Origin of the sequence: Saccharopolyspora sp. 6M (assembly GCF_020176775.1) — a bacterium.
GTDB classification, from domain to species: domain Bacteria; phylum Actinomycetota; class Actinomycetes; order Mycobacteriales; family Pseudonocardiaceae; genus Saccharopolyspora_C; species Saccharopolyspora_C gregorii.
Genome location: NZ_JAIUJZ010000110.1, coordinates 15,334 through 34,420, shown reverse-complemented (window position 1 = coordinate 34,420; position 19,087 = coordinate 15,334). Strand labels below are relative to the sequence as shown.

The 19,087-nt window shown below is 74.3% G+C and carries 14 protein-coding genes; 8 read left to right on the top strand and 6 right to left on the bottom strand.

From position 1 onward, the window contains the following. Positions 1-467 precede the first annotated feature (467 nt). Entirely contained in the window at positions 468-4,511 is a 4,044-nt protein-coding gene (locus LCD31_RS16185) for a Pls/PosA family non-ribosomal peptide synthetase (RefSeq protein ID WP_224959134.1), read from the top strand. Beyond that, positions 4,508-5,830 (top strand): M1 family metallopeptidase, encoded by a 1,323-nt coding sequence (locus LCD31_RS16180; protein WP_224959133.1) that lies wholly within the window; start codon positions 4,508-4,510, stop codon positions 5,828-5,830. The genes LCD31_RS16185 and LCD31_RS16180 overlap by 4 nt, the downstream gene beginning before the upstream one ends. A 30-nt stretch (positions 5,831-5,860) precedes the next feature. Here the strand turns inward: LCD31_RS16180 and LCD31_RS16175 are convergent, their stop codons facing one another. After that, on the bottom strand, positions 5,861-6,304 hold the full coding sequence (locus LCD31_RS16175; protein ID WP_224959127.1) for a MarR family winged helix-turn-helix transcriptional regulator: 444 nt from the start codon (positions 6,302-6,304) through the stop codon (positions 5,861-5,863). A 155-nt stretch (positions 6,305-6,459) separates the two neighbouring features. On the opposite strand from LCD31_RS16175, the gene LCD31_RS16170 reads away from it, so the two are divergent. After that, the gene (locus LCD31_RS16170; protein ID WP_224959125.1) at positions 6,460-7,629 is read left to right on the top strand and encodes a 4-hydroxybenzoate 3-monooxygenase; all 1,170 of its coding nucleotides are present in this window, start codon (positions 6,460-6,462) and stop codon (positions 7,627-7,629) included. Here LCD31_RS16170 and LCD31_RS16165 read toward each other — a convergent pair whose 3' ends face one another. The 5 genes from LCD31_RS16165 to LCD31_RS16150 all read right to left on the bottom strand — a co-directional run bounded on the left by LCD31_RS16165 (position 7,630) and on the right by LCD31_RS16150 (position 13,032). After that, positions 7,630-9,291, bottom strand: a complete 1,662-nt coding sequence (locus LCD31_RS16165) for a class I adenylate-forming enzyme family protein (RefSeq protein WP_224959123.1) — start codon at positions 9,289-9,291, stop codon at positions 7,630-7,632. It lies immediately after the preceding gene. Between the two features lie 31 nt (positions 9,292-9,322). Then, the gene (locus tag LCD31_RS16160; protein ID WP_224959121.1) at positions 9,323-10,450 is read right to left on the bottom strand and encodes a homoserine O-acetyltransferase; all 1,128 of its coding nucleotides are present in this window, start codon (positions 10,448-10,450) and stop codon (positions 9,323-9,325) included. Positions 10,451-10,454: 4 nt separating this feature from the next. Further along, positions 10,455-11,792: a bifunctional o-acetylhomoserine/o-acetylserine sulfhydrylase gene (locus LCD31_RS16155; RefSeq protein WP_224959119.1), complete on the bottom strand. Its 1,338-nt coding sequence runs from the start codon at positions 11,790-11,792 to the stop codon at positions 10,455-10,457. 124 nt (positions 11,793-11,916) lie between these two features. Then, positions 11,917-11,988: a putative leader peptide gene (locus tag LCD31_RS29790; RefSeq protein WP_373690076.1), complete on the bottom strand. Its 72-nt coding sequence runs from the start codon at positions 11,986-11,988 to the stop codon at positions 11,917-11,919. 66 nt (positions 11,989-12,054) lie between these two features. After that, positions 12,055-13,032, bottom strand: a complete 978-nt coding sequence (locus LCD31_RS16150) for a formylglycine-generating enzyme family protein (RefSeq protein ID WP_224959117.1) — start codon at positions 13,030-13,032, stop codon at positions 12,055-12,057. Positions 13,033-13,412: 380 nt separating this feature from the next. Between LCD31_RS16150 and LCD31_RS16145 the strand changes: the two genes are divergently transcribed. The 5 genes from LCD31_RS16145 to hydA all read left to right on the top strand — a co-directional run bounded on the left by LCD31_RS16145 (position 13,413) and on the right by hydA (position 19,071). After that, positions 13,413-13,829, top strand: a complete 417-nt coding sequence (locus tag LCD31_RS16145) for a DUF5313 family protein (protein ID WP_224959115.1) — start codon at positions 13,413-13,415, stop codon at positions 13,827-13,829. Next, entirely contained in the window at positions 13,817-15,220 is a 1,404-nt protein-coding gene (locus tag LCD31_RS16140) for an FAD-binding oxidoreductase (protein WP_224959113.1), read from the top strand. The genes LCD31_RS16145 and LCD31_RS16140 overlap by 13 nt, the downstream gene beginning before the upstream one ends. A gap of 260 nt (positions 15,221-15,480) precedes the next feature. Further along, a complete protein-coding gene (locus LCD31_RS16135) occupies positions 15,481-16,323 on the top strand; it encodes a nitrilase-related carbon-nitrogen hydrolase (protein ID WP_224959111.1) in 843 nt (280 codons plus the stop codon). 40 nt (positions 16,324-16,363) lie between these two features. Next, complete coding sequence (locus tag LCD31_RS16130) at positions 16,364-17,674, top strand: aspartate aminotransferase family protein (RefSeq protein ID WP_224959110.1); 1,311 nt, start codon at positions 16,364-16,366, stop codon at positions 17,672-17,674. Beyond that, positions 17,671-19,071: a dihydropyrimidinase gene (hydA, locus tag LCD31_RS16125; RefSeq protein WP_224959109.1), complete on the top strand. Its 1,401-nt coding sequence runs from the start codon at positions 17,671-17,673 to the stop codon at positions 19,069-19,071. Before LCD31_RS16130 ends, hydA begins: the two co-directional genes overlap by 4 nt. Positions 19,072-19,087 lie beyond the last annotated feature (16 nt).

Below are 19,087 nucleotides of genomic sequence, written 5' to 3'. Positions count from 1 at the left end.
TCCGGTGGGCTGCCAGCCATGGTGAGATCGGTCCGGGCCCACCGCTGGGTGCGGGAACGGGGTGGTGGCGCGGGTCGGGACGCTCGGTGCTGAATCGAATCCGAGGTTCGCCTCAACGTGCTGGCGCGCCGGTGATCCGCTGCCACCTCGGGGGCGAGCCCGAGTCCGGTGCGTGGTCGGCCCGCGGTCGAGCCCCCGCGCATCGGGTGAAGTGCGCCGCGGGCTGGTCACCTGCCCGGGTAGGAACGTTCACCGAGTATTGACCGGCCGGTTCGGAACGCGGTGAAGCGGGACACGTCCGGTGGGCGCTGCCGCCGATCGTGCCGCTCACCAGGGGTAATGTGATCGTTCTCAGCGGCCGCGGAGGTGGGGTTCGCGGGCGGCGGCGGAAAAGGGTGGGACATGGGCGTCAACGGTGATCGAGTTCCGGCTGCGGGAGACCCGGGCGGAAGGACGCTCCGTTGACGGTGTCGATGAACCGCGGGACCGGGCCGGCCGCGGGCACCACCCCCATCACCGATCTGCTCGCGCACTCGCCGGGGTCGACGGCCGCGGCGGCGGCGCTGGCCCGAGCCCTGCTGGAGCCCGATCGGACGGCCACCCGGCCCGGCCCGGGAGCAGCGGGAGAACCGGCCGTCCCGGAGGCCGTGGCCGACGGGCGAACGGAACCGGAGCAGGCCGCCGGTGCCGCGCCCGTCGCCGTGTTCGACTCCGGGCCGGCCGCGCCGGAACGCACCCTGCTCGACGTGTTCGCCGCGACCGCGCGCGCCCACCCGGACGCGCTCGCGCTGGACGCGGGCGAGCGGACCCTCACCTACCGGGAGCTGGCGGAGCGGGTCCGGGTCGCGGCGCTCGAGCTCACCGACCTCGGCGTCGGCCTCGGCGACCGGGTCGGCGTCCGCGTCGAATCCGGCACCGCCGAGCTGTACCTGGCGGTGCTGGCGGTGCTCGCCGCGGGCGCGGCCTACGTGCCGGTGGACGCCGACGACCCGCAGGAGCGCGCGGACCTGGTGTTCGGCGAGGCCGGGGTGTGCGCGGTGCTGACCGGCGGTGCCCCGGAACTGCTCGGCACGCCGGGTGGCCGCGGTGGCGCGCCGGCCCCGGACGACGACGCATGGATCATCTTCACCTCCGGTTCCACCGGCACCCCGAAGGGCGTGGCGGTGCCGCACCGCGCGGCGGCGGCGTTCGCGGACGCCGAGGCCCGGCTGTTCCTCCCCGACGACCCGATCGGGCCGGGCGACCGGGTGCTGGCGGGGCTGTCGGTGGCGTTCGACGCGTCCTGCGAGGAGATGTGGCTGGCGTGGCGGCGCGGCGCCTGCCTGGTGCCCGCGCCGCGGTCCCTGGTCCGCACCGGCGCGGACCTGGGGCCGTGGCTGGTGCGGCGGCGGATCAGCGTGGTCTCCACCGTGCCGACGCTCGCGGCGCTGTGGCCGCCGGAGGCGCTGGCCGAGGTGCGGTTGCTGATCTTCGGCGGGGAGGCGTGCCCGCCGGAGCTCGCCGAGCGGCTCGTCGCCGACGGCCGCGAGGTGTGGAACACCTACGGCCCGACCGAGGCGACGGTGGTGGCCTGCGCGGCGCGCCTCGACGGCGCGGGACCGGTGCGGATCGGGTTGCCCCTGGACGGGTGGCGGCTCGCCGTCGTGGACGCCGCGGGAAGCCCGGTCCGGCCGGGCGAGCAGGGCGAACTGGTCATCGGCGGCGTCGGGCTGGCCCGCTACCTGGACGCGGCCAAGGACGCGGAGAAGTTCGCGCCGCTGCCCTCGCTGGGCTGGGAGCGGGCCTACCGCAGCGGTGACCTGGTCCGCGCCGACCCGGAAGGGCTGGTGTTCGTCGGTCGAGCCGACGAGCAGGTCAAGCTCGGCGGCAGGCGCATCGAGCTCGGCGAGGTCGACGCCGCGCTGCAGGCCCTGCCCGGGGTGGCGGGCGCCGCCGCGGCGGTGCGCCGCACGAAGGCGGGTGGCGAGCTGCTCGTCGGCTACCTGGCGGCGGAGGACTCGTTCGACACCGACGACGCGGTGCGGCGGCTGCGCGAGGTGCTGCCCGCTTCGCTGGTGCCGCTGCTCGCGGTCGTGGCCGAGCTGCCGATCCGCACCTCCGGCAAGGTCGATCGGGCCGCGCTGCCCTGGCCGCTGCCGAGCCGGGAACCCGCGGCGGACGGCTCGCTGTCGGTCACCGAGTCGTGGCTGGCGGGGGAGTGGGCGGAGGTCCTGGGCATGCGCCCCGACGGCCCGCGTGCCGACTTCTTCGCCCTCGGCGGCGGCAGCCTCGCCGCCGCGCAGCTGGTCACCAGGTTGCGCACCCGGCACCCGCAGGTGTCCGTCGCCGACGTCTACCAGCACCCGCGCCTCGGCGAGCTGGCCGCGCAGCTCGACGAGCTGGACGCGGTCACCGCCGACCGGCGCGAGATCGCCGAGGTGCCGCAGCGGACGGGGTGGGCGCAGCTCGCGATGCTGGTGCCGCTGAGCACGCTCACCGGGCTGCGCTGGACCGCGGTGCTGGCCGCGGGCGGCACGCTGCTGGCGGCGGCGGGAGCGCCGTGGGCGCCGCGGGTGTCCTGGTGGCTGCTGCTGGTGGCGTGGCTGGTGCTGTTCAGCCCGCCGGGCCGGATCGCGCTGGCGGTCAGCGGGATCCGGCTGCTGCTGCACCGGGTCCGGCCGGGTACCTACCCGCGCGGCGGTGGCGTGCACCTGCGGTTGTGGGCCGCGCAGCAGTGGGATCAGCGGTGCGGGGCGAGCGCGGTCTCCGGCGCGTTCTGGACGACGCACTACGCGAAGGCGCTAAGCGCGAAGATCGGCGACGACGTCGACCTGCACTCGCCGCCGCCGGTCACCGGCCTGCTCAAGATCGGTCGCGGGGCGGCGATCGAACCCGAGGTGGACCTGTCCGGGCACTGGGTCGACGGCGACGTCGTCCACATCGGACGGATCAAGGTGGGCGCGGGGGCGCGGGTCGGCGCGCGCAGCACCCTGCTGCCGGGCGCGCACGTCGGCAAGGGCGCGGAGGCCGCGGCCGGATCGACCGTGCACGGCGTGATCCCCGCCCGGCAGCGCTGGTCCGGTTCGCCCGCGGCCCGCACCTCCGGTTCCCCGGCGAAGTGGCCGGCGCGGCGGGCGCCGCGCTCCCGCCGGTGGAGCGCGGTGTACGGGCTGACCTCGGTGCTGTTCGCGCTGGTGCCGGTGCTGGCGGTGCTGCCCGCGCTGCCCGTCGTCGTCCCCGAGCTGGTGGCGTCGGCCACCGCGCAGGACGCGGTGCGGCGGGTGCTACCGCTGGTCCCGGCCGCCACGGTCGCCTGCTTCGGCGGCTACGCGCTGCTGGTGCTGGTGGCGGTCCGCGTCCTCGGCATCGGGCTGCGCGAGGGGCACCACCCGGTGCACGGCCGGATCGGCTGGCAGGTGTGGGCTTCGGAACGCCTGATGGGCATGGCGCGCACCGCGCTGTTCCCGCTGTACGCCAGCACGTTCACGCCGACGTGGCTGCGGCTGCTCGGCGCGAAGGTGGGGCGCGGCACGGAGATCTCGACGGTGCTCGCGGTGCCGAAGATGACGAAGGTCGCCGACGGCGCGTTCCTCGCCGACGACACGATGGTCGCCACCTACGAGCTCTCCCGCGGCTGGCTGCACGTCGCCCCGGCCCGCATCGGCAAGGGAGCGTTCCTCGGCAACTCGGGGATGACGGCGCCGGGCCGCTCGGTGCCGAAGCGGGGGCTGGTCGGGGTGCTGTCCTCGACGCCGCGGAAGGCGAAGAAGGGTTCCTCGTACCTGGGCCTGCCGCCGATGCCGCTGCGGCGCGCGCAGGTCGCCGCGGACGCCGAGCGCACCTTCGACCCGCCGCTGCGGCTGGTGTTCGCCCGGGCGCTGGTGGAGCTGTGCCGCCTCGTGCCGGTGATGGTGTCGGCGGCGCTGGCCGTGCTGGTGCTCGGCGCCCTCGCCGAGGTGTGGCTGGTCGCGGGTCCGTGGGCGGCCGCGGCGCTGTCCGGGATCGTGCTGCTGGTGGCGGGTGTGCTGGCGTGCGCGGTGACGACGGCGGCGAAGTGGCTGCTGATCGGCCGGTTCCGGGTGCGGCAGCGCCCGCTGTGGAGCTCCTTCGTGTGGCGCGGCGAACTCGCCGACACCTTCGTCGAGGTGCTCGCGGTGCCGTGGCTGGCGGGCCCGGCGACCGGGACGCCGCTGCTGTCGATGTGGTTGCGCACCATGGGGGCGCGCATCGGGCGCGGCACCTGGGTGGAGACCTACTGGCTGCCCGAGGCGGACCTGGTGCGCATCGGCGCGGGCGCCGCGGTCAACCGGGGGTGCGTGGTGCAGACCCACCTGTTCCATGATCGGATCATGAGCATGGACGAGGTGGCGCTGGAGCAGGGCGCGACGCTGGGCCCGCACGGCATCGTGCTGCCCGGTGCGGGCATCGGGGCGCGCACCACCGTCGGGCCGGGCTCGCTGATCACCCGCGGCGACGCGGTGCCCGCGGACTCGCGCTGGTGCGGCAACCCGATCTCGGCGTGGCGGGCATGACGGCCGCGCCGGGAGCGGACCGCTCGACGGACTCGTACCTGCCGGAGCACGGCAACGGCGGTTACCGGGTGGAGCACTACGACCTGGACCTGGACTACCGGGTCGGCCCGAACCGGCTGTCCGGGGAGGCGGTGCTCACCGCGGTGGCCGGGCAGGCGCTGTCCGCGTTGAGCCTGGACCTCGCGGACCTGCGGGTGCGCCGGGTGACCGTCGACGACCGTCCCGCGAAGTTCACCCACCGCGCGGGCAAGCTGCGCATCCGGCCGGCGGCGCCCATCGCCGACGGCGCCCGGTTCCGGGTGCGGGTGCGGTACGCCGGCAACCCGAGCCCGATCCGCGGCCGGTGGGGCGACATCGGCTGGGACGAGCTGACCGAGGGCTCGCTGGTGGCCGGCCAGCCGGTCGGGGCGCCATCCTGGTTCCCGTGCAACGACCACCCGTCCGACAAGGCCGCCTACCGGGTCGCGGTCACCGCCGACACCGGGTTCGAGGTGCTGGTCACCGGAGACCTGGTGTCCCGGCGCGCGGCGGGCGCGGGCACCGAGCGGTGGGTCTACGAGCGGACCGAACCGACCCCGACCTACCTGATGGGCGTGCACACCGGCCGCTACCGGGAGGTGCCGCTGGCCACCGGCCCGGTGCCGCAGCGCGCCGCGGTGCCGCCGCACCTGGTGGCGTCGTTCCGGGAGATGTTCGGCCGCCACGACGAGATCATGCGGGTGCTGTGCGGCCTGTTCGGCCCGTACCCGTTCACCGAGTACGTCGTGGTGATCACCGACGACGAGCTGGACGAGCCGATCGAGGCGCAGGGCATGGCGGTGTTCGGCCGGAACCTGCTCGACGGCACTCGCACCCACGAGCGGCTGGTGGTGCACGAGCTGGCGCACCAGTGGTTCGGCAACAGCCTCACCATCGGCGACTGGCGCGACATCTGGCTCAACGAGGGCTTCGCGACCTACGCGGAGTGGCTGTTCGCGGAGGCCGTCGGCGAGCGCACCGCCGCCGAGCACGCCCGCGACTGGCACCGGCGGATGCGGCAGGCCGAACCGGGACTGCGGGTGGCCGATCCGGGCGTGGCGCGGCTGTTCGACGAGGGTGTGTACAAGCGGGGAGCGTTGGCGCTGCACGCGCTGCGCGTCGAGCTCGGCGACGAACCGTTCTTCGGCCTGCTGCGCCGCTGGGCCGCCGAGCACCGGCACGGCACGGTGCGCACCGCCGAGTTCACCGCGCTGGCCGAGGAGATCGCCGGTCGTTCCCTGGCCGAGTTCTTCGCCGGCTGGCTGCACGGCACCGAACCGCCCGCGGACCCCGGTTTCTGACCCGCGGTCCGTCCCGCTGCGGGAGGTGGATCAGCCGGGGTCGCGGATGCGTTCCCCGGCCTGCGCGACCCGCTCCAGCAGGCCGAGCAGCTGCTCGCGTTCCGCGCCGTCCAGCGGGGTCAGCAGGATCTCGATCATCCGCTCGGTGCGCCGCAGCAGACCGGCGTGCGCCTCGCGGCCGGTGCCGGTCAGCCGCAGCACGTTGCGCCTGCCGTCCGCGCTGTCCCTGGCGCGCTCGACCAGCCCGCGCCGCACCAGCCGCGTGATCACGTCGGCCGCGGTGGAGCGGTCCAGCGCGACCCGCCCCGCGAGGGTGCGCTGGTCCAGCCCGGATTCGTCGGCGAGCCCGTTGAGCACGGCGAACTGCGGCGGCGTGATCTCCTCGGACACCGCGGCCGTCCACAGCATCGTGTGCACCTGCTGGACCCGGCGGATCAGGTGCCCGGGATGACCGTTCAGATCGATGGAACCCACCGCGCCATTGTGCCCCGCCCGCAGAACGATCCGGGCACGGAGCAGATCTGCATCGAGCAAGGCGGCGCGAACTCGTTGACAAGCGGTCCTTCCGGGTGGAACGTGCAACCCAATTGATCCGTGCACGGATCGAATCGAGCCCGGAGGAGCGGTCGATGCGGACCAGCGTGGCCATCATCGGAGCGGGACCGGCGGGCCTGCTGCTCGCGCGGCTGCTGCAGCAGCGGGGCATCGAGTCGGTCGTGCTGGAATCCCGCTCCCGCGACCACGTCGAGCACCGGCAGCGCGCCGGGATCCTGGAGCAGGGCACCGTCGACGTGCTGCGCGCCTGCGGTGCGGGGGAGCGGATGGACCGCGAAGGCCTGGTGCACGACGGCATCGAACTGCGCTTCGGCGGCGCCGCCCACCGCATCGACCTCGCCGCGCTCACCGGCGGGCGCCGGGTGATGGTCTACGCGCAGACCGAGGTCGTGCGCGACCTGGTGGCGCTGCGCCTCGACGCGGGCGCGCCGCTGCTGTTCGACGCCGACGTGCTCGCGGTGCACGACGCCGAGACCGACCGGCCGCGGGTCCGCTACCGCCACGGCGGCGCCGAGCACGAGCTCACCGCCGCCCACGTGGTCGGCGCGGACGGGTTCCACGGCGTGGCGCGGAGATCCATCCCCGCCGACCGCATCCGCACCTACGAGCGCAGCTACCCGTTCGCCTGGCTGGGCGTGCTCGCCGACGTGCCGCCGTCCACCGACGAGCTCGTCTACGCCTGCCACGACAGGGGATTCGCGCTGCACAGCATGCGCGGGCCGCAGGTGAGCAGGCTGTACCTGCAGGTCCCGCCGGACGCCGACCTGGCCGACTGGCCGGACGAGCGGATCTGGGACGAGCTGGACGTGCGCTTCGCCGCCGACGGGTGGCGGCTGCGGCGCGGACCGATCACCGACCGCTCCATCACGCCGATGCGCAGCTTCGTCGCCGAACCGATGCGTCACGGCAGGCTGCTGCTGGCCGGGGACGCCGCGCACATCGTGCCGCCCACCGGGGCGAAGGGGCTGAACCTCGCGGTCGCCGACGTGGTGCTGCTGGACCGGGCGCTGGCCGCGGCGGTGCAGCACGGCGACCCGCGCCCGTTGGAGTCCTATTCGGACACCGCGCTGCGGCGGGTGTGGCGGGCCGAGCACTTCTCGTACTCGATGACGACGCTGCTGCACGCCGATCCGGCGGCCGACGAGTTCGGCCGCCGGTTGCAGCGCGCGCAGCTGGACCACCTCGTCGACTCGGCCGCGGCCGCCACCTCGCTGGCCGAGAACTACGCGGGCCTCCCGCTGTAGTCAGCGGTCCCGCAGGGCGCGGCGCAGCAGCTTGCCGGTGGCGGTCTTCGGCAGCTCGGGCAGCACCTCGACCTGCCGCGGGTACTTGTAGGCCGCCAGCCGCGCGCGGCAGAACTCCACCAGCTCCGCGGGATCGGCGCGCTGCCCGGCGCGGAGGCTCACGTACGCCCGCACCGTCTCGCCGCGGTACGGGTCCGGCACGCCGACGACGGCGGCCTCGCGGACGGCGGGGTGTTCGTAGAGCACGTCCTCCACCTCCCGCGGCCACACCTTGTAGCCGCCCGCGTTGATCTGGTCCTTCTTGCGATCCACCAGGTAGAACCAGCCGTCGGCGTCCCGGTGCGCGACGTCGCCGGTGCGCAGCTCGCCGCCGGGCAGCGCCGCCTCGGTCTCCGCGGGCCTGCCCCAGTAGCCGGGCACCACCTGCGGACCGGAGATCGCCAGTTCGCCGATCTCGCCGGGCGGCACCGCGCGGCCGTCCTCGCCGAGGACGCGGGCGCGCGTCGAGCCCACCGGCACGCCCACCGACAGCGCGCCCGAGGCCACGTCGACGCGGCCCGCCACGCCCCACGGCTGCGCGAACGCGGCCGAGGTGGTCTCGGTGAGGCCGTAGACGTTGTGGATGCGCTGCCCGAACCGCCGCTCGAAGTCCCGCACCGTGCTCGGCGGGATCGGCGCGCCACCGGAGTAGACGCGGCGCAGGCTCGCCAGGTCCGCCGCCGTGCCCTCGGTACCGAGCAACGCGATGAACGCGGTGATCGCCCCGACCGCGAAGGTGGGCCGGTGCTCGCGGATCGCGTCCAGCACCACCTCCGGCTCGAACCGGTGGGTGAGCACCAGCGGCACCGGCGTGAGCAGCGCCAGCGCCACGTGCCCCACCAGGCCGGTGATGTGGAACAGCGGCGCCACGCCGAGCACCGAGCCGTCCGCGCCGAGCCCGGCCAGGTCCCGCCACACCCGCGCGTCGAACACCACGTTGCGGTGGGTGTTCATCGCGCCCTTCGGCGGGCCGGTGGTGCCGGAGGTGTAGCTCAGCGCCGCCACGTCCTCCGGGCCCGGTTCCACCGGCTCCGGCCGGCGTCCGCGGTGCGCCGCGAGCAGCTCGCCGAGATCGGTGGTGCCCGCGGGCACCGGCCCGTCCGGTTCCGGCAGCACCCGCGCGTCGTCGCGGCCCTGGAAGGCGCGTTCGGCGGTGGTGATCACCAGCCGCACCGCGGTGTCCGGGAGCACCTCGGCGGCCACCGACTCGTGCAGCCCGCGCAGCGCCACCAGCACCGCCGCTCCCGAATCGGCCAGCAGCAGCGCGAGCTCCCGCCGCTTGTTCATCGGGTTGACCGGCACCGCGGTGCAGCCGGCCTTCCATGCGCCGAGCAGCGCGATGGCGAACTGCGGCGTGCTCTGCAGGTACAGCGCCACCCGCTCGCCCGGTACCACCCCGCGGTCCTGCAGCGCGGCGGCGAACGCGTCGGTGAGCTCGTCGAGCTCGGTGGTGGTGATCGTCGCGTCGAAGTAGCGGATCAGCGGGGCGTCCGGGCACCGGCGCACCGCGTCGGCGACCGCGGCCACCGCGTTCGGGGGCTCGGCCTCGGAGCGCCGGGAGTGGGGCGGCGCCAGGTCGTGCTGCGCCGCGTCGTGCCGGGGGTGCTCCTCGTGGGCGGCCATGCGACCACCGTTGGCCCCGCCGAGCTCCGCGTCAAGCTCCCTTGAGCAGCTCGGCGACCAGTTCGGCGACCTGCTCGGTCTCCACCAGGAACCCGTCGTGGCCGTGCGCGGACCGGATGATCCGCGCGCTGGTCCCCAGCCCCTCCGCGAGGGCGTGCTGGTCGGCGGGCGGGAACAGCCGGTCGCTGTCCACCCCGGCGACCAGCGTCCGCGCCCGGACCCGGCCCAGCGCCGCCGCCAGCCCGCCGCGGTCGCGCCCCACGTCGTGCCCGCTCATCGCCTCGGTGAGCCGCACGTAGCTGGCGGCGTCGAAGCGCCGCACCAGCTTCGCCGCGTGGTGGTCCAGGTACGACTCCACCGCGTAGCGCCCGCCCGCCGCCGGATCCTCACCGTCCTGGGGAGCCGAACCGAACCGGGCTTCGAGCTCCTGCGGGCTGCGGTAGGTCAGGTGCGCGATCCGCCGCGCCAGGCCGAGCCCGGCGTGCGGTCCGCGCCCGTCGGGCAGCTCGTGGAAGTCACCGCCCAGCCAGTCCGGATCGGCGCGGATCGCGTGCAGCTGCGTCGACGACCAGGCGATCTGCTCCGCCGTCGCGGCCGCCCCGCAGCACAGCACCAGTGCGGAACCGACCCGGTCCGGCTGGTCCACGGCCCACTCCAAGGCGCGCATCCCGCCCAGCGAACCGCCGATCACCGCCGCCCACCGGGGCACGCCCAGGGCCTCCGCGAGCGCGACCTCCGAACGCACCAGGTCCCGCACGGTCAGCGACGGGAACCGGCCGCCCCACGGTCGCCCGTCCGGTGCCGGGTCGGCCGGGCCGGTGCTGCCCTGGCAGCCGCCGAGCGCGTTCGGCGCCACGACGAACCAGCGGTCGGTGTCCAGCGCCAGGCCGGGCCCGACCACGCCTTCCCACCAGCCCGCGGCCGGATGCCCCGGCCCGGCGGGTCCGCGCAGGTGCGCGTCACCGGTGAGCGCGTGCAGCACCAGCACCGCATTGCCGCCGTCGGGGTCGAGGGAACCCCACGTCTCGTACGCCAGGCGCGCGCCGGGCAGCACCGCACCCGACTCCAGCCGTGGCCGATCGAGGTGCAGGAACCGCCGCCGCCCCGGCGGATCCCCTTCCCGCCAGGCACCGGTGGCGGGAAGGGACCGCGTGTTCATCCGCTCAGCTCTCCAGCTCGGCCTTCGCCGCGCGGAACGCCGACTCCAGGTCCGCCTTCAGGTCGTCGACGTTCTCGATGCCGACGGACAGGCGCACCAGGCCGGGCGTCACGCCCGCGTCCAGCTGCTCCTGCTCGGTCAGCTGGCTGTGCGTGGTGCTCGCCGGGTGGGCGATGAGGCTGCGCACGTCACCGATGTTGACCAGGTGGCTGAACAGCGAGACGCCCTCCACGAACTTCCGGCCGGCCGACACCCCGCCGCGCAGCTCGAAGGACACGATGGCGCCGAAGCCGTTGTTCAGGTAGCGGTTGCCCAGCTCGTGCCACGGGCTCGACGGCAGGCCCGCGAAGTGCACCTTCGCCACCTCGTCCCGCTCCTCCAGCCAGCGGGCCAGCTCCAGGGCGTTCGCGCCGTGCCGCTCGATGCGCAGCGACAGCGTCTCCAGGCCCTGCAAGATCAGGAACGCGTTGAACGGCGAGATCGCCGGACCGAGGTCCCGCAGCCCCTGCACCCGCAGCTTCGCGGCGAACGCGCCGTGCCCGAGCGTGGGCCAGTAGCGCAGGCCGTGGTAGCTCGGGTCCGGCTCGTTGAAGCCGGGGAAGCGCTCCGGGTCGGCGCCGAAGTCGAAGGTGCCGCCGTCCACCACGATGCCGCCGACCGCGGTGCCGTGGCCGCCGAGGTACTTGGTCGCCGAGTGCACCACGATGTCCGCGCCGTGCTCCAGCGGTCGCAGCACGTACGGGGTGGTGACCGTGTTGTCCACGACCAGCGGCACCCCGGCCTCGTGCGCGATGTCGGCGATCGCCCGCACGTCGAGCACGTTGCTGCGCGGGTTGCCCAGCGATTCCGCGAACAGCAGCTTCGTGTTCGGGCGGATCGCGGCCCGCCAGGCTTCCGGGTTGTCGAAGTCGTCGACGAAGGTGACCTCGATGCCCAGCTTCGGCAGCGTGTGGTGGAACAGGTTGTAGGTGCCGCCGTACAGCGAGGAGCTGGAGACCAGGTGGTCCCCGGCCTGCGCCAGGGTCAGCACCGTCAGCGTCTCCGCGGCCTGCCCGGAGGACACCGCGACGGCGCCGACCCCGCCCTCCAGCTTGGCGACGCGCTGCTCCAGCACGTCCTGGGTGGGGTTGTTGATGCGGGTGTAGATGTTGCCGGGCTCGGCCAGGCTGAAGAGGTCCTGCGCGTGCTGGGTGTCGCGGAAGACGTACGAGGTGGTCTGGTAGATCGGCGTCGCGCGGGCGCCGGTCGCCGGGTCGGGCTGCGCCCCGGCGTGGATCTGGAGCGTGTCGAACGACCAGTTCGCCTCGGGCGACTCGTTCTGGGCGGGGACGTCAGCGGACATGAGTACTCCACGGTGTGACGACGCGGACGCGTCGAGATCGAGCGTGCGGACGAGGCCCCCGCGGCGGATGCGCGGCGGCGGGCCGAGAGGAGGGTGGCCGCGGTTCAACGGCCTCGCGAGGAGATCAGCGAGTGCGACAAGCGGACGCGGTCACGCGCACGAGGTCGACGTGGCGGCGCTCCACTAAGCGGATCATGGCGGCGAGCCTAACCGCTGCACCAGCCGGAGCAACAGAACGTTCACCATTCGGGAGCAAGGCCGGTCACCCAGCGTGTCCTGAGTGCCGTACGCAGCGGAACCCGAGGTTGCCGACGGAGCTGTCCGGGGTGTTGGAGGTGCGGGCCGCGACGCGGTAGCGGTTGCAGTACGAGTCGTGGCACAGGTAGGAACCGCCGCGCATCACCCGGTTCTCGCCCTCGGCGGGTCCCTGCGGATCGGTGGCGCCCGCCGCGGCGTGCTCGGTGCCCCAGCGGTCCGCGCACCACTCCCACACGTTGCCCGCCGCGTTGTGCAGACCGAAGCCGTTCGGCGGGAACGCGTCGGCGGGCGCGGTGCCCCGGTGGCCGTCCTCGGCGAGGTTCTTCACCGGGAACGAGCCCTGCCAGATGTTGCAGCGGTGCTCGCCGTCCGGGGTGAGCTCGTCGCCCCACGGGTAGCGGCGCTGCTCCAGGCCGCCGCGCGCCGCGAACTCCCACTCCGCCTCGGTGGGCAGCCGCGCCCCCGCCCACCGGCAGTACGCGACCGCGTCGTGCCAGGACACGTGCACCACCGGGTGGTCGGCGCGGTCGTCGACGTCGGAACCGGGGCCTTCCGGCCGGTTCCAGGTCGCGCCTTCCACGCCGCACCACCAGGGGGTCTGCTCCGGCCGGGGCGCCGAGCGCCGCAGCGAACCGGGCAGGAACGAGGCGAAGACGTAGGACCAGCCGAAGCGCTCGGCGTCAGTGGTGAACCCGGTGTCGGCGACGAAGCGGGCGAACTCGGCGTTGGTGACGGCGAGCGCGCTGATCTCGAACGGGCTCACCCGGACTTCGCGCACCGGGCCTTCGCCGTCCTGCGGGAACCCGTCCGCGTCGGCGGTGCCCATCAGGAACGCGCCGCCGTCGAGCGCGATCCACCGGTGCTCGACGGTCTCGGCCGCGGCGCCCGGCGCCACGGCCGGGGCGTCGCCGGCTTCGCGGGGGCGCCCGGGCGCGCAGCAGCCGTCGTGCCGCTCGGAGGTCTTCGGGTCCGCTTCGCTCACGGCGTCCACTCTAGGAGCGCTCGGCGCCGGAACCGGGGAGCGGGGTGGGCCGCATCGGGAGGCACGGGGACCGATCCGGCCGGGTCCACGACCGGATCAGTCCACTGAGGACGGTCAGGGATGCGTGCGCGGCCCGCGCAGCCGCTGCACCAGAGCGGCACCGGCGCCCCGGAAACCGTCGTCCAGGACGTCGGTGAACATCACCGCGCCCACCACGAGAACGAACAACATCACCACGACAACAGCGAACATATCGACACAACCCCTTTCACCTGGATCATCGTCGACCGGCCATGATCGTTACGGGGCGTCCGGGTGACGCGCGCGACGCGGTCACCCGCACCCTTCGGGAGTTCCGCCGGGACCACTAATCTAGGCGGGTGCGGACACCTCGGCCACCTTCACCGCGGCCGGTCTCCGGGCGGCCCAACCCGGCGCAGTGGGTTTGGTACGCGTTCGGCGGCCGGTTGCCCGCGCGCTGCGCGGAATGGGTGCTGCACGACGTGACCTGCCGGACCTGGGCGCTGCGGCACGTGGCCCGCGCGCTGACCCAGCTCGCGCCGTTCTGCCTGCTGCTGCTGTTGCTGCCCGGGCCGCTGGACCTGCGGCTCAGCACGATCGGGATGGGGTTGTTCGTGGGGCTGTTCTGCTCGCTGTACCTGATGGGGGAGGCGTGCGAGCACCGGTCGATCAAGCACGGCCACCCGCCCGGCCTGGCCCGCGAGACCCGGCAGGTGCGCAAGGACGTGGAGCGGGCCGGCAAGCACGGCACCGGGTTCCGCCCGTGGTGGCACTGACCGTCCCGCGTTCCGCGCTCGCCGACGCGGAACCGGTCCCGTTCTGGCCGCAGCGCTCGCCGATCGCGCCGCGCCCGCCGCTGCCCGGTCCGGGCCGGGCCGACCTCGCCGTGGTCGGCGCCGGGCTCACCGGGTTGTGGACGGCGGTGCTGGCCAAGCAGCGCGACCCGGGCCTCGACGTGCTCGTGCTGGACGCGGGCCGCGCCGGGTCCGGCGGCAGCGCCCGCAGCGGCGGATTCCTGTCCGAGTCCCTCACCCACGGCCTCGCCCACGGCACCTGGCTGTGGCCGGCCGAGATCGGCGGGCTGGTGGAGCTGGGCAGGCGGAACCTGCGCGAGATCGGGGAGTTCCTCGACGCGGAGGGCATCGACGCCGACCTGAGCTGGTGCGGCAAGACCGCCGTGGCCACCGAACCGCATCAGGTCGGCGAGCTGCGGGACGAGGCCGACCTCTACCGCGAGCACGGGTTCACCGCGCTCTTCCAGGGCGCCGGCGGCGTCCGGGCGGACCTGCGCTCCGACTCGTTCCGCGCCGGACTGCGCCTGCCGGAGGCCGGGGGACTGGTCGACCCGGCGAAGCTCGTCGGCGGCCTGCTCGCGGCCGCCGAGCGGGCCGGGGTGCGGGTGCACGAGGGCAGCCCGGTCCGCTCGGTGCGCGCCGGTGCGGCGGCCGTGCGACTTCGGTGTCCACAAGGGACTGTCGAGGCCGGGCGGGTGGTGCTCGCGACCAACGCGTTCCCCGCCCCGCTGCGCGGGCTGCGCCGCCGGGTGCTGCCCGTCTGGGACCACGTGCTGGTCACCGAACCGCTGTCCGCGGCGGCGTGGGACTCCCTGGGCTGGCGCGAACGCCAGGGCGTCACCGACTCGCACAACCTGTTCCACTACTTCCGCCCCACCCCGGACGGCCGGGTCCTGTGGGGCGGCGGCGCGCCGGAGTACTTCTTCGGCGGGCGCACCTCCGGCCGCTTGGCCGACCGGCCGGAGGTGCACCGCAGGCTCGCGGCCCGGTTCTTCGCGACGTTCCCGCAGCTGGAGGGCACCCGGTTCACCCACCGCTGGGGCGGGCCCATCGACGCCACCACCCGCTCGACCCCGGTGTTCGGCACGGCCTGCGCGGGCCGCGTCGCCTACGCCACCGGTTTCACCGGGCTCGGCGTGGCCGCCTCCCGGTTCGGCGCGCAGGTCGCGCTGGACCTGCTGGCGGGCGCCGAGACGCGGCGCACCCGCTCCGCCCTGGCGCGGACCCGGCCACTGCTGTACCCGCCGGAACCGCTGCGTTGGCCGCTGGTGCGGCTGACCCACCGGGCGCTGGCCCGCGCCGACGCCACCGCGGGCCGGCGCGGGTGGTGGCTGCGGCTGCTGGACCGGCACGGGATCGGCCTCGGGAGTTGATCGCCCGCCCGGCGGCCGCCGGACCGCCGTCCGCCGCACCGCGTCCACCGGTGCCGACACACCGGCGCTTCCTCCTTCCGAGCGAACCCGCGGCCCCGCGCCGGGAGCCCGCCGCACCCGTTCCCGCAGCGAGCGACCGCGCCCGCGGCGCCGGTGGTGCTCAGCGCCGGTGATCCTGGGCCGCGCGGTCATTGCAGGTCCCGGTACCGCGCCATATGTTCGGAGCGTCCCCGGCCGGTCACAGTCCGAGAGGTGCCGCCATGCCGAACCTGGTTCGCGCCGCACTGGTCCAGGCGAAGTGGACCGGCGACGCCCGGTCCATGATCGACGTCCACGAGCAGCACACCCGCGCCGCCGCCGCGCAGGGCGCGCAAGTGATCGGGTTCCAGGAGGTGTTCAACGCCCCCTACTTCTGCCAGGTGCAGAACACCGAGCACCAGCGGTGGGCCGAAGCCGTCCCCGACGGCCCCACCACCGAGCGGATGCGCGCGCTGGCCCGCGAGCTGCGGATGGTGATCGTCGTGCCGATCTTCGAGGTGGACGGTCCCGGCTTCTGCTACAACACCGCCGCCGTCATCGACGCCGACGGCGAATACCTCGGCAAGTACCGCAAGCACCACCTACCGCACCTGCCCGGGTTCTGGGAGAAGTTCTACTTCCGCCCCGGCAACCTCGGCTGGCCGGTGTTCGACACCGCGGTCGGCAAGGTCGGCGTCTACATCTGCTACGACCGGCACTTCCCGGAGGGCTGGCGGGCCCTCGGGCTCGCCGGGGCGCAGATCGTCTACAACCCGTCCGCGACCAGCCGGGGCCTGTCCTCCTACCTGTGGCGGCTGGAGCAGCCGGCCGCCGCGGTCGCCAACGAGTACTTCGTCGCCGCGATCAACCGGGTCGGCGTGGAGGAGTACGGGGACAACGACTTCTACGGCAGCAGCTACTTCGTCGACCCGTACGGCCGGTTCGTCGGCGACGTCGCCGGCGACCGCGACGAGGAACTCGTGGTGCGCGACCTCGACCTCGACCTGATCGACGAGGTCCGCGCCAAGTGGGCCTTCTACCGGGACCGCCGCCCGGACGCCTACGGGCCGCTCACCGCGCCCTGACCGACACCCGTTCCGGACCCGCTGGAGAGGAAGGACGGCCATGACCGACGAGGGCACGCACGAAGAGCTGGCGAAGCGGCGCAGGGCGGTGCTGCCGGACTGGCTGTCCACCTACTACGAGCAGCCGATCGACCTGGTCAGCGGCGAGGGCCGCCACGTCCAGGACGCCGAGGGGAACCGGTACCTGGACTTCTTCGGCGGGATCCTCACCACGATGACCGCGCACGCGCTGCCCGAGGTCACCGCCGCCGTCTCCGAGCAGGCCGGGCGCATCCTGCACTCCTCCACGCTGTACCTGAACCGGCCGATGGTCGAGCTGGCCGAACGCGTCGCCGAGCTGTCCGGCATCGACGACCCGCGGGTGTTCTTCACCGCGAGCGGCACCGAGGCCAACGACACCGCGCTGCTGTTGGCCACCGGGTACCGCGGCTCCAACCAGGTGCTGGCGCTGCGCAACAGCTACCACGGCCGGTCCTTCTCGGCGCTGGCCATCACCGGGAACCGGGCGTGGTCGCCGACCAGCCTGTCCCCGGTGCAGACCAGCTACGTGCACGGCAGCAGGCGGCGCGGCACCCCGCTCGCCGACCTGCCCGACGCGGAGTTCACCGACGCCTGCGTGCAGGACCTGGAGGACGTGCTCGGGCAGCTGCACGGCAACGTGGCCTGCCTGATCGCCGAACCGATCCAAGGCGTCGGCGGGTTCGCCGTCCCACCGGACGGGCTGTTCGCCCGGTTCAAGGAGGTGCTGGACCGGCACGGCATCCTGTGGATCAGCGACGAGGTGCAGACCGGCTGGGGCCGCACCGGCGAGCACTTCTGGGGCTGGCAGGCGCACGGCGGCAGCGGGGCGCCGGACATCGTGACCTTCGCCAAGGGGCTCGGCAACGGGCTGTCCATCGGCGGCGTCGTGGCCCGCGCCGAGATCATGAACAGCATCGGGGTGAACTCGCTGTCCACCTTCGGCGGCAGCCCGGTCACGACCGCCGGGGCGCTGGCGAATCTGGAACACCTGCTCCAGCACGACCTGCAGGGCAACGCGCTGCGCGTCGGCGCCGTGCTGCGCGCGGCCATCGACGAGGCCCGGCCGCGACTGCCGCTCGTCGCCGACGTGCGCGGCAAGGGGCTGATGCTCGGCGTGGAACTCGCCGACCCCGGCACCGGCGCCCCCGACCCGGCCGCCGCCACCGCGGTGCTGGAGCACACCCGCCGCGACGGGCTGCTCATCGGCAAGGGCGGGCTGGACGGCAACGTGCTGCGCATCGCCCCGCCGCTGAGCCTCACCGAGCAGGAGGCCCGCGAGGGCGCCGCGATCCTGGTCGACGCGCTGGGCAGAGCGGGGGAGCGGCCATGACCAGGACGGTGATCCGCGGCGGACTGGTGATCACCGCGACCGAGGAGGTCGAAGCCGACGTGCTCGTGGTCGACGAGCAGGTCGCTGCGCTCGGCACCCCCGAACTCGCCGAGCAGTGGCTGCCCGGCGCCGACGCGGTCCTCGACGCGGAGGGGCTCTACGTCATCCCCGGCGGCGTCGACGGGCACACCCACATGGAGATGCCGTTCGGCGGCACCTCCTCCGCCGACACCTTCGAGACCGGCACCCGGGCGGCCGCGTGGGGCGGCACCACCACGATCATCGACTTCGCCATCCAGTCCATCGGCGGATCCGCGCGGGAAGGGCTCGACACCTGGCACGCGAAGGCCGAGGGGAACTGCGCGGTGGACTACGGGTTCCACCTGATCCTGTCCGACGTGCACGACGGCTCGCTGGCCGCGCTGGACGGGCTGGTCGGCGAAGGAGTCACCAGCTTCAAGCTGTTCATGGCCTACCCCGGCGTGTTCTACAGCGACGACGGGCGGATCCTGCGCGCCATGCAGCGGGCCGCGGGCAACGGGGCGCTGACCATGGTGCACGCCGAGAACGGCATCGCCATCGACGTGCTCGTCCAGCAGGCCCTCGCCGCCGGGCGCACCGACCCCCGCGAGCACGGCCGGGTGCGCCACCCGCTGCTGGAGGCCGAGGCCACCCACCGCGCGATCCAGCTCGCCCGCGTCGCGGGAGCCCCGCTCTACGTCGTGCACGTCTCGGCGGCCGAAGCGCTCGACGAACTCGTCCGCGCCCGCGACACCGGGATCCCGGTGTTCGGCGAGACCTGCCCGCAGTACCTGTTCCTCACCGTCGACGAGCTGTCCCGGCCCGGGTTCGAAGGGGCCAAGTACGTCTGCTCCACGCCGCTGCGGCCCGAGGAGCACCAGCGGGAGCTGTGGCGCGGTCTGCGCACCGACGACCTGTCGGTCGTGGCCACCGACCACTGCCCGTTCTGCTTCGCCTCGCAGAAGGAGCTCGGGCTCGGCGACTTCTCGAAGATCCCGAACGGCATGCCCGGGGTGGAACATCGGCTGGACCTGCTGCACCAAGGGGTGGTGGACGGCCGCCTCAGCCGCCGCCGCTGGGTGGAACTGGCCAGCACGACCCCGGCGCGGATGTTCGGCCTGCACCCGCGCAAGGGCACCATCGCGCCCGGATCCGACGCGGACGTCGTGCTCTACGACCCGCGCGCCGAACACGTGCTGTCCGCCGGGACGCACCACATGAACGTCGACTACAACCCCTACGAGGGCCGGACCGTCACCGGTGCGGTGCGCACCGTGCTCTCCCGCGGCCGGGTGATCCTCGACGGGGGCGAGTACCGCGGCCGTCCCGGCCACGGGCGCTTCCTGCGGCGGGACACCTGCGGATACCTGACCTGACACCACGGAGGTGCGC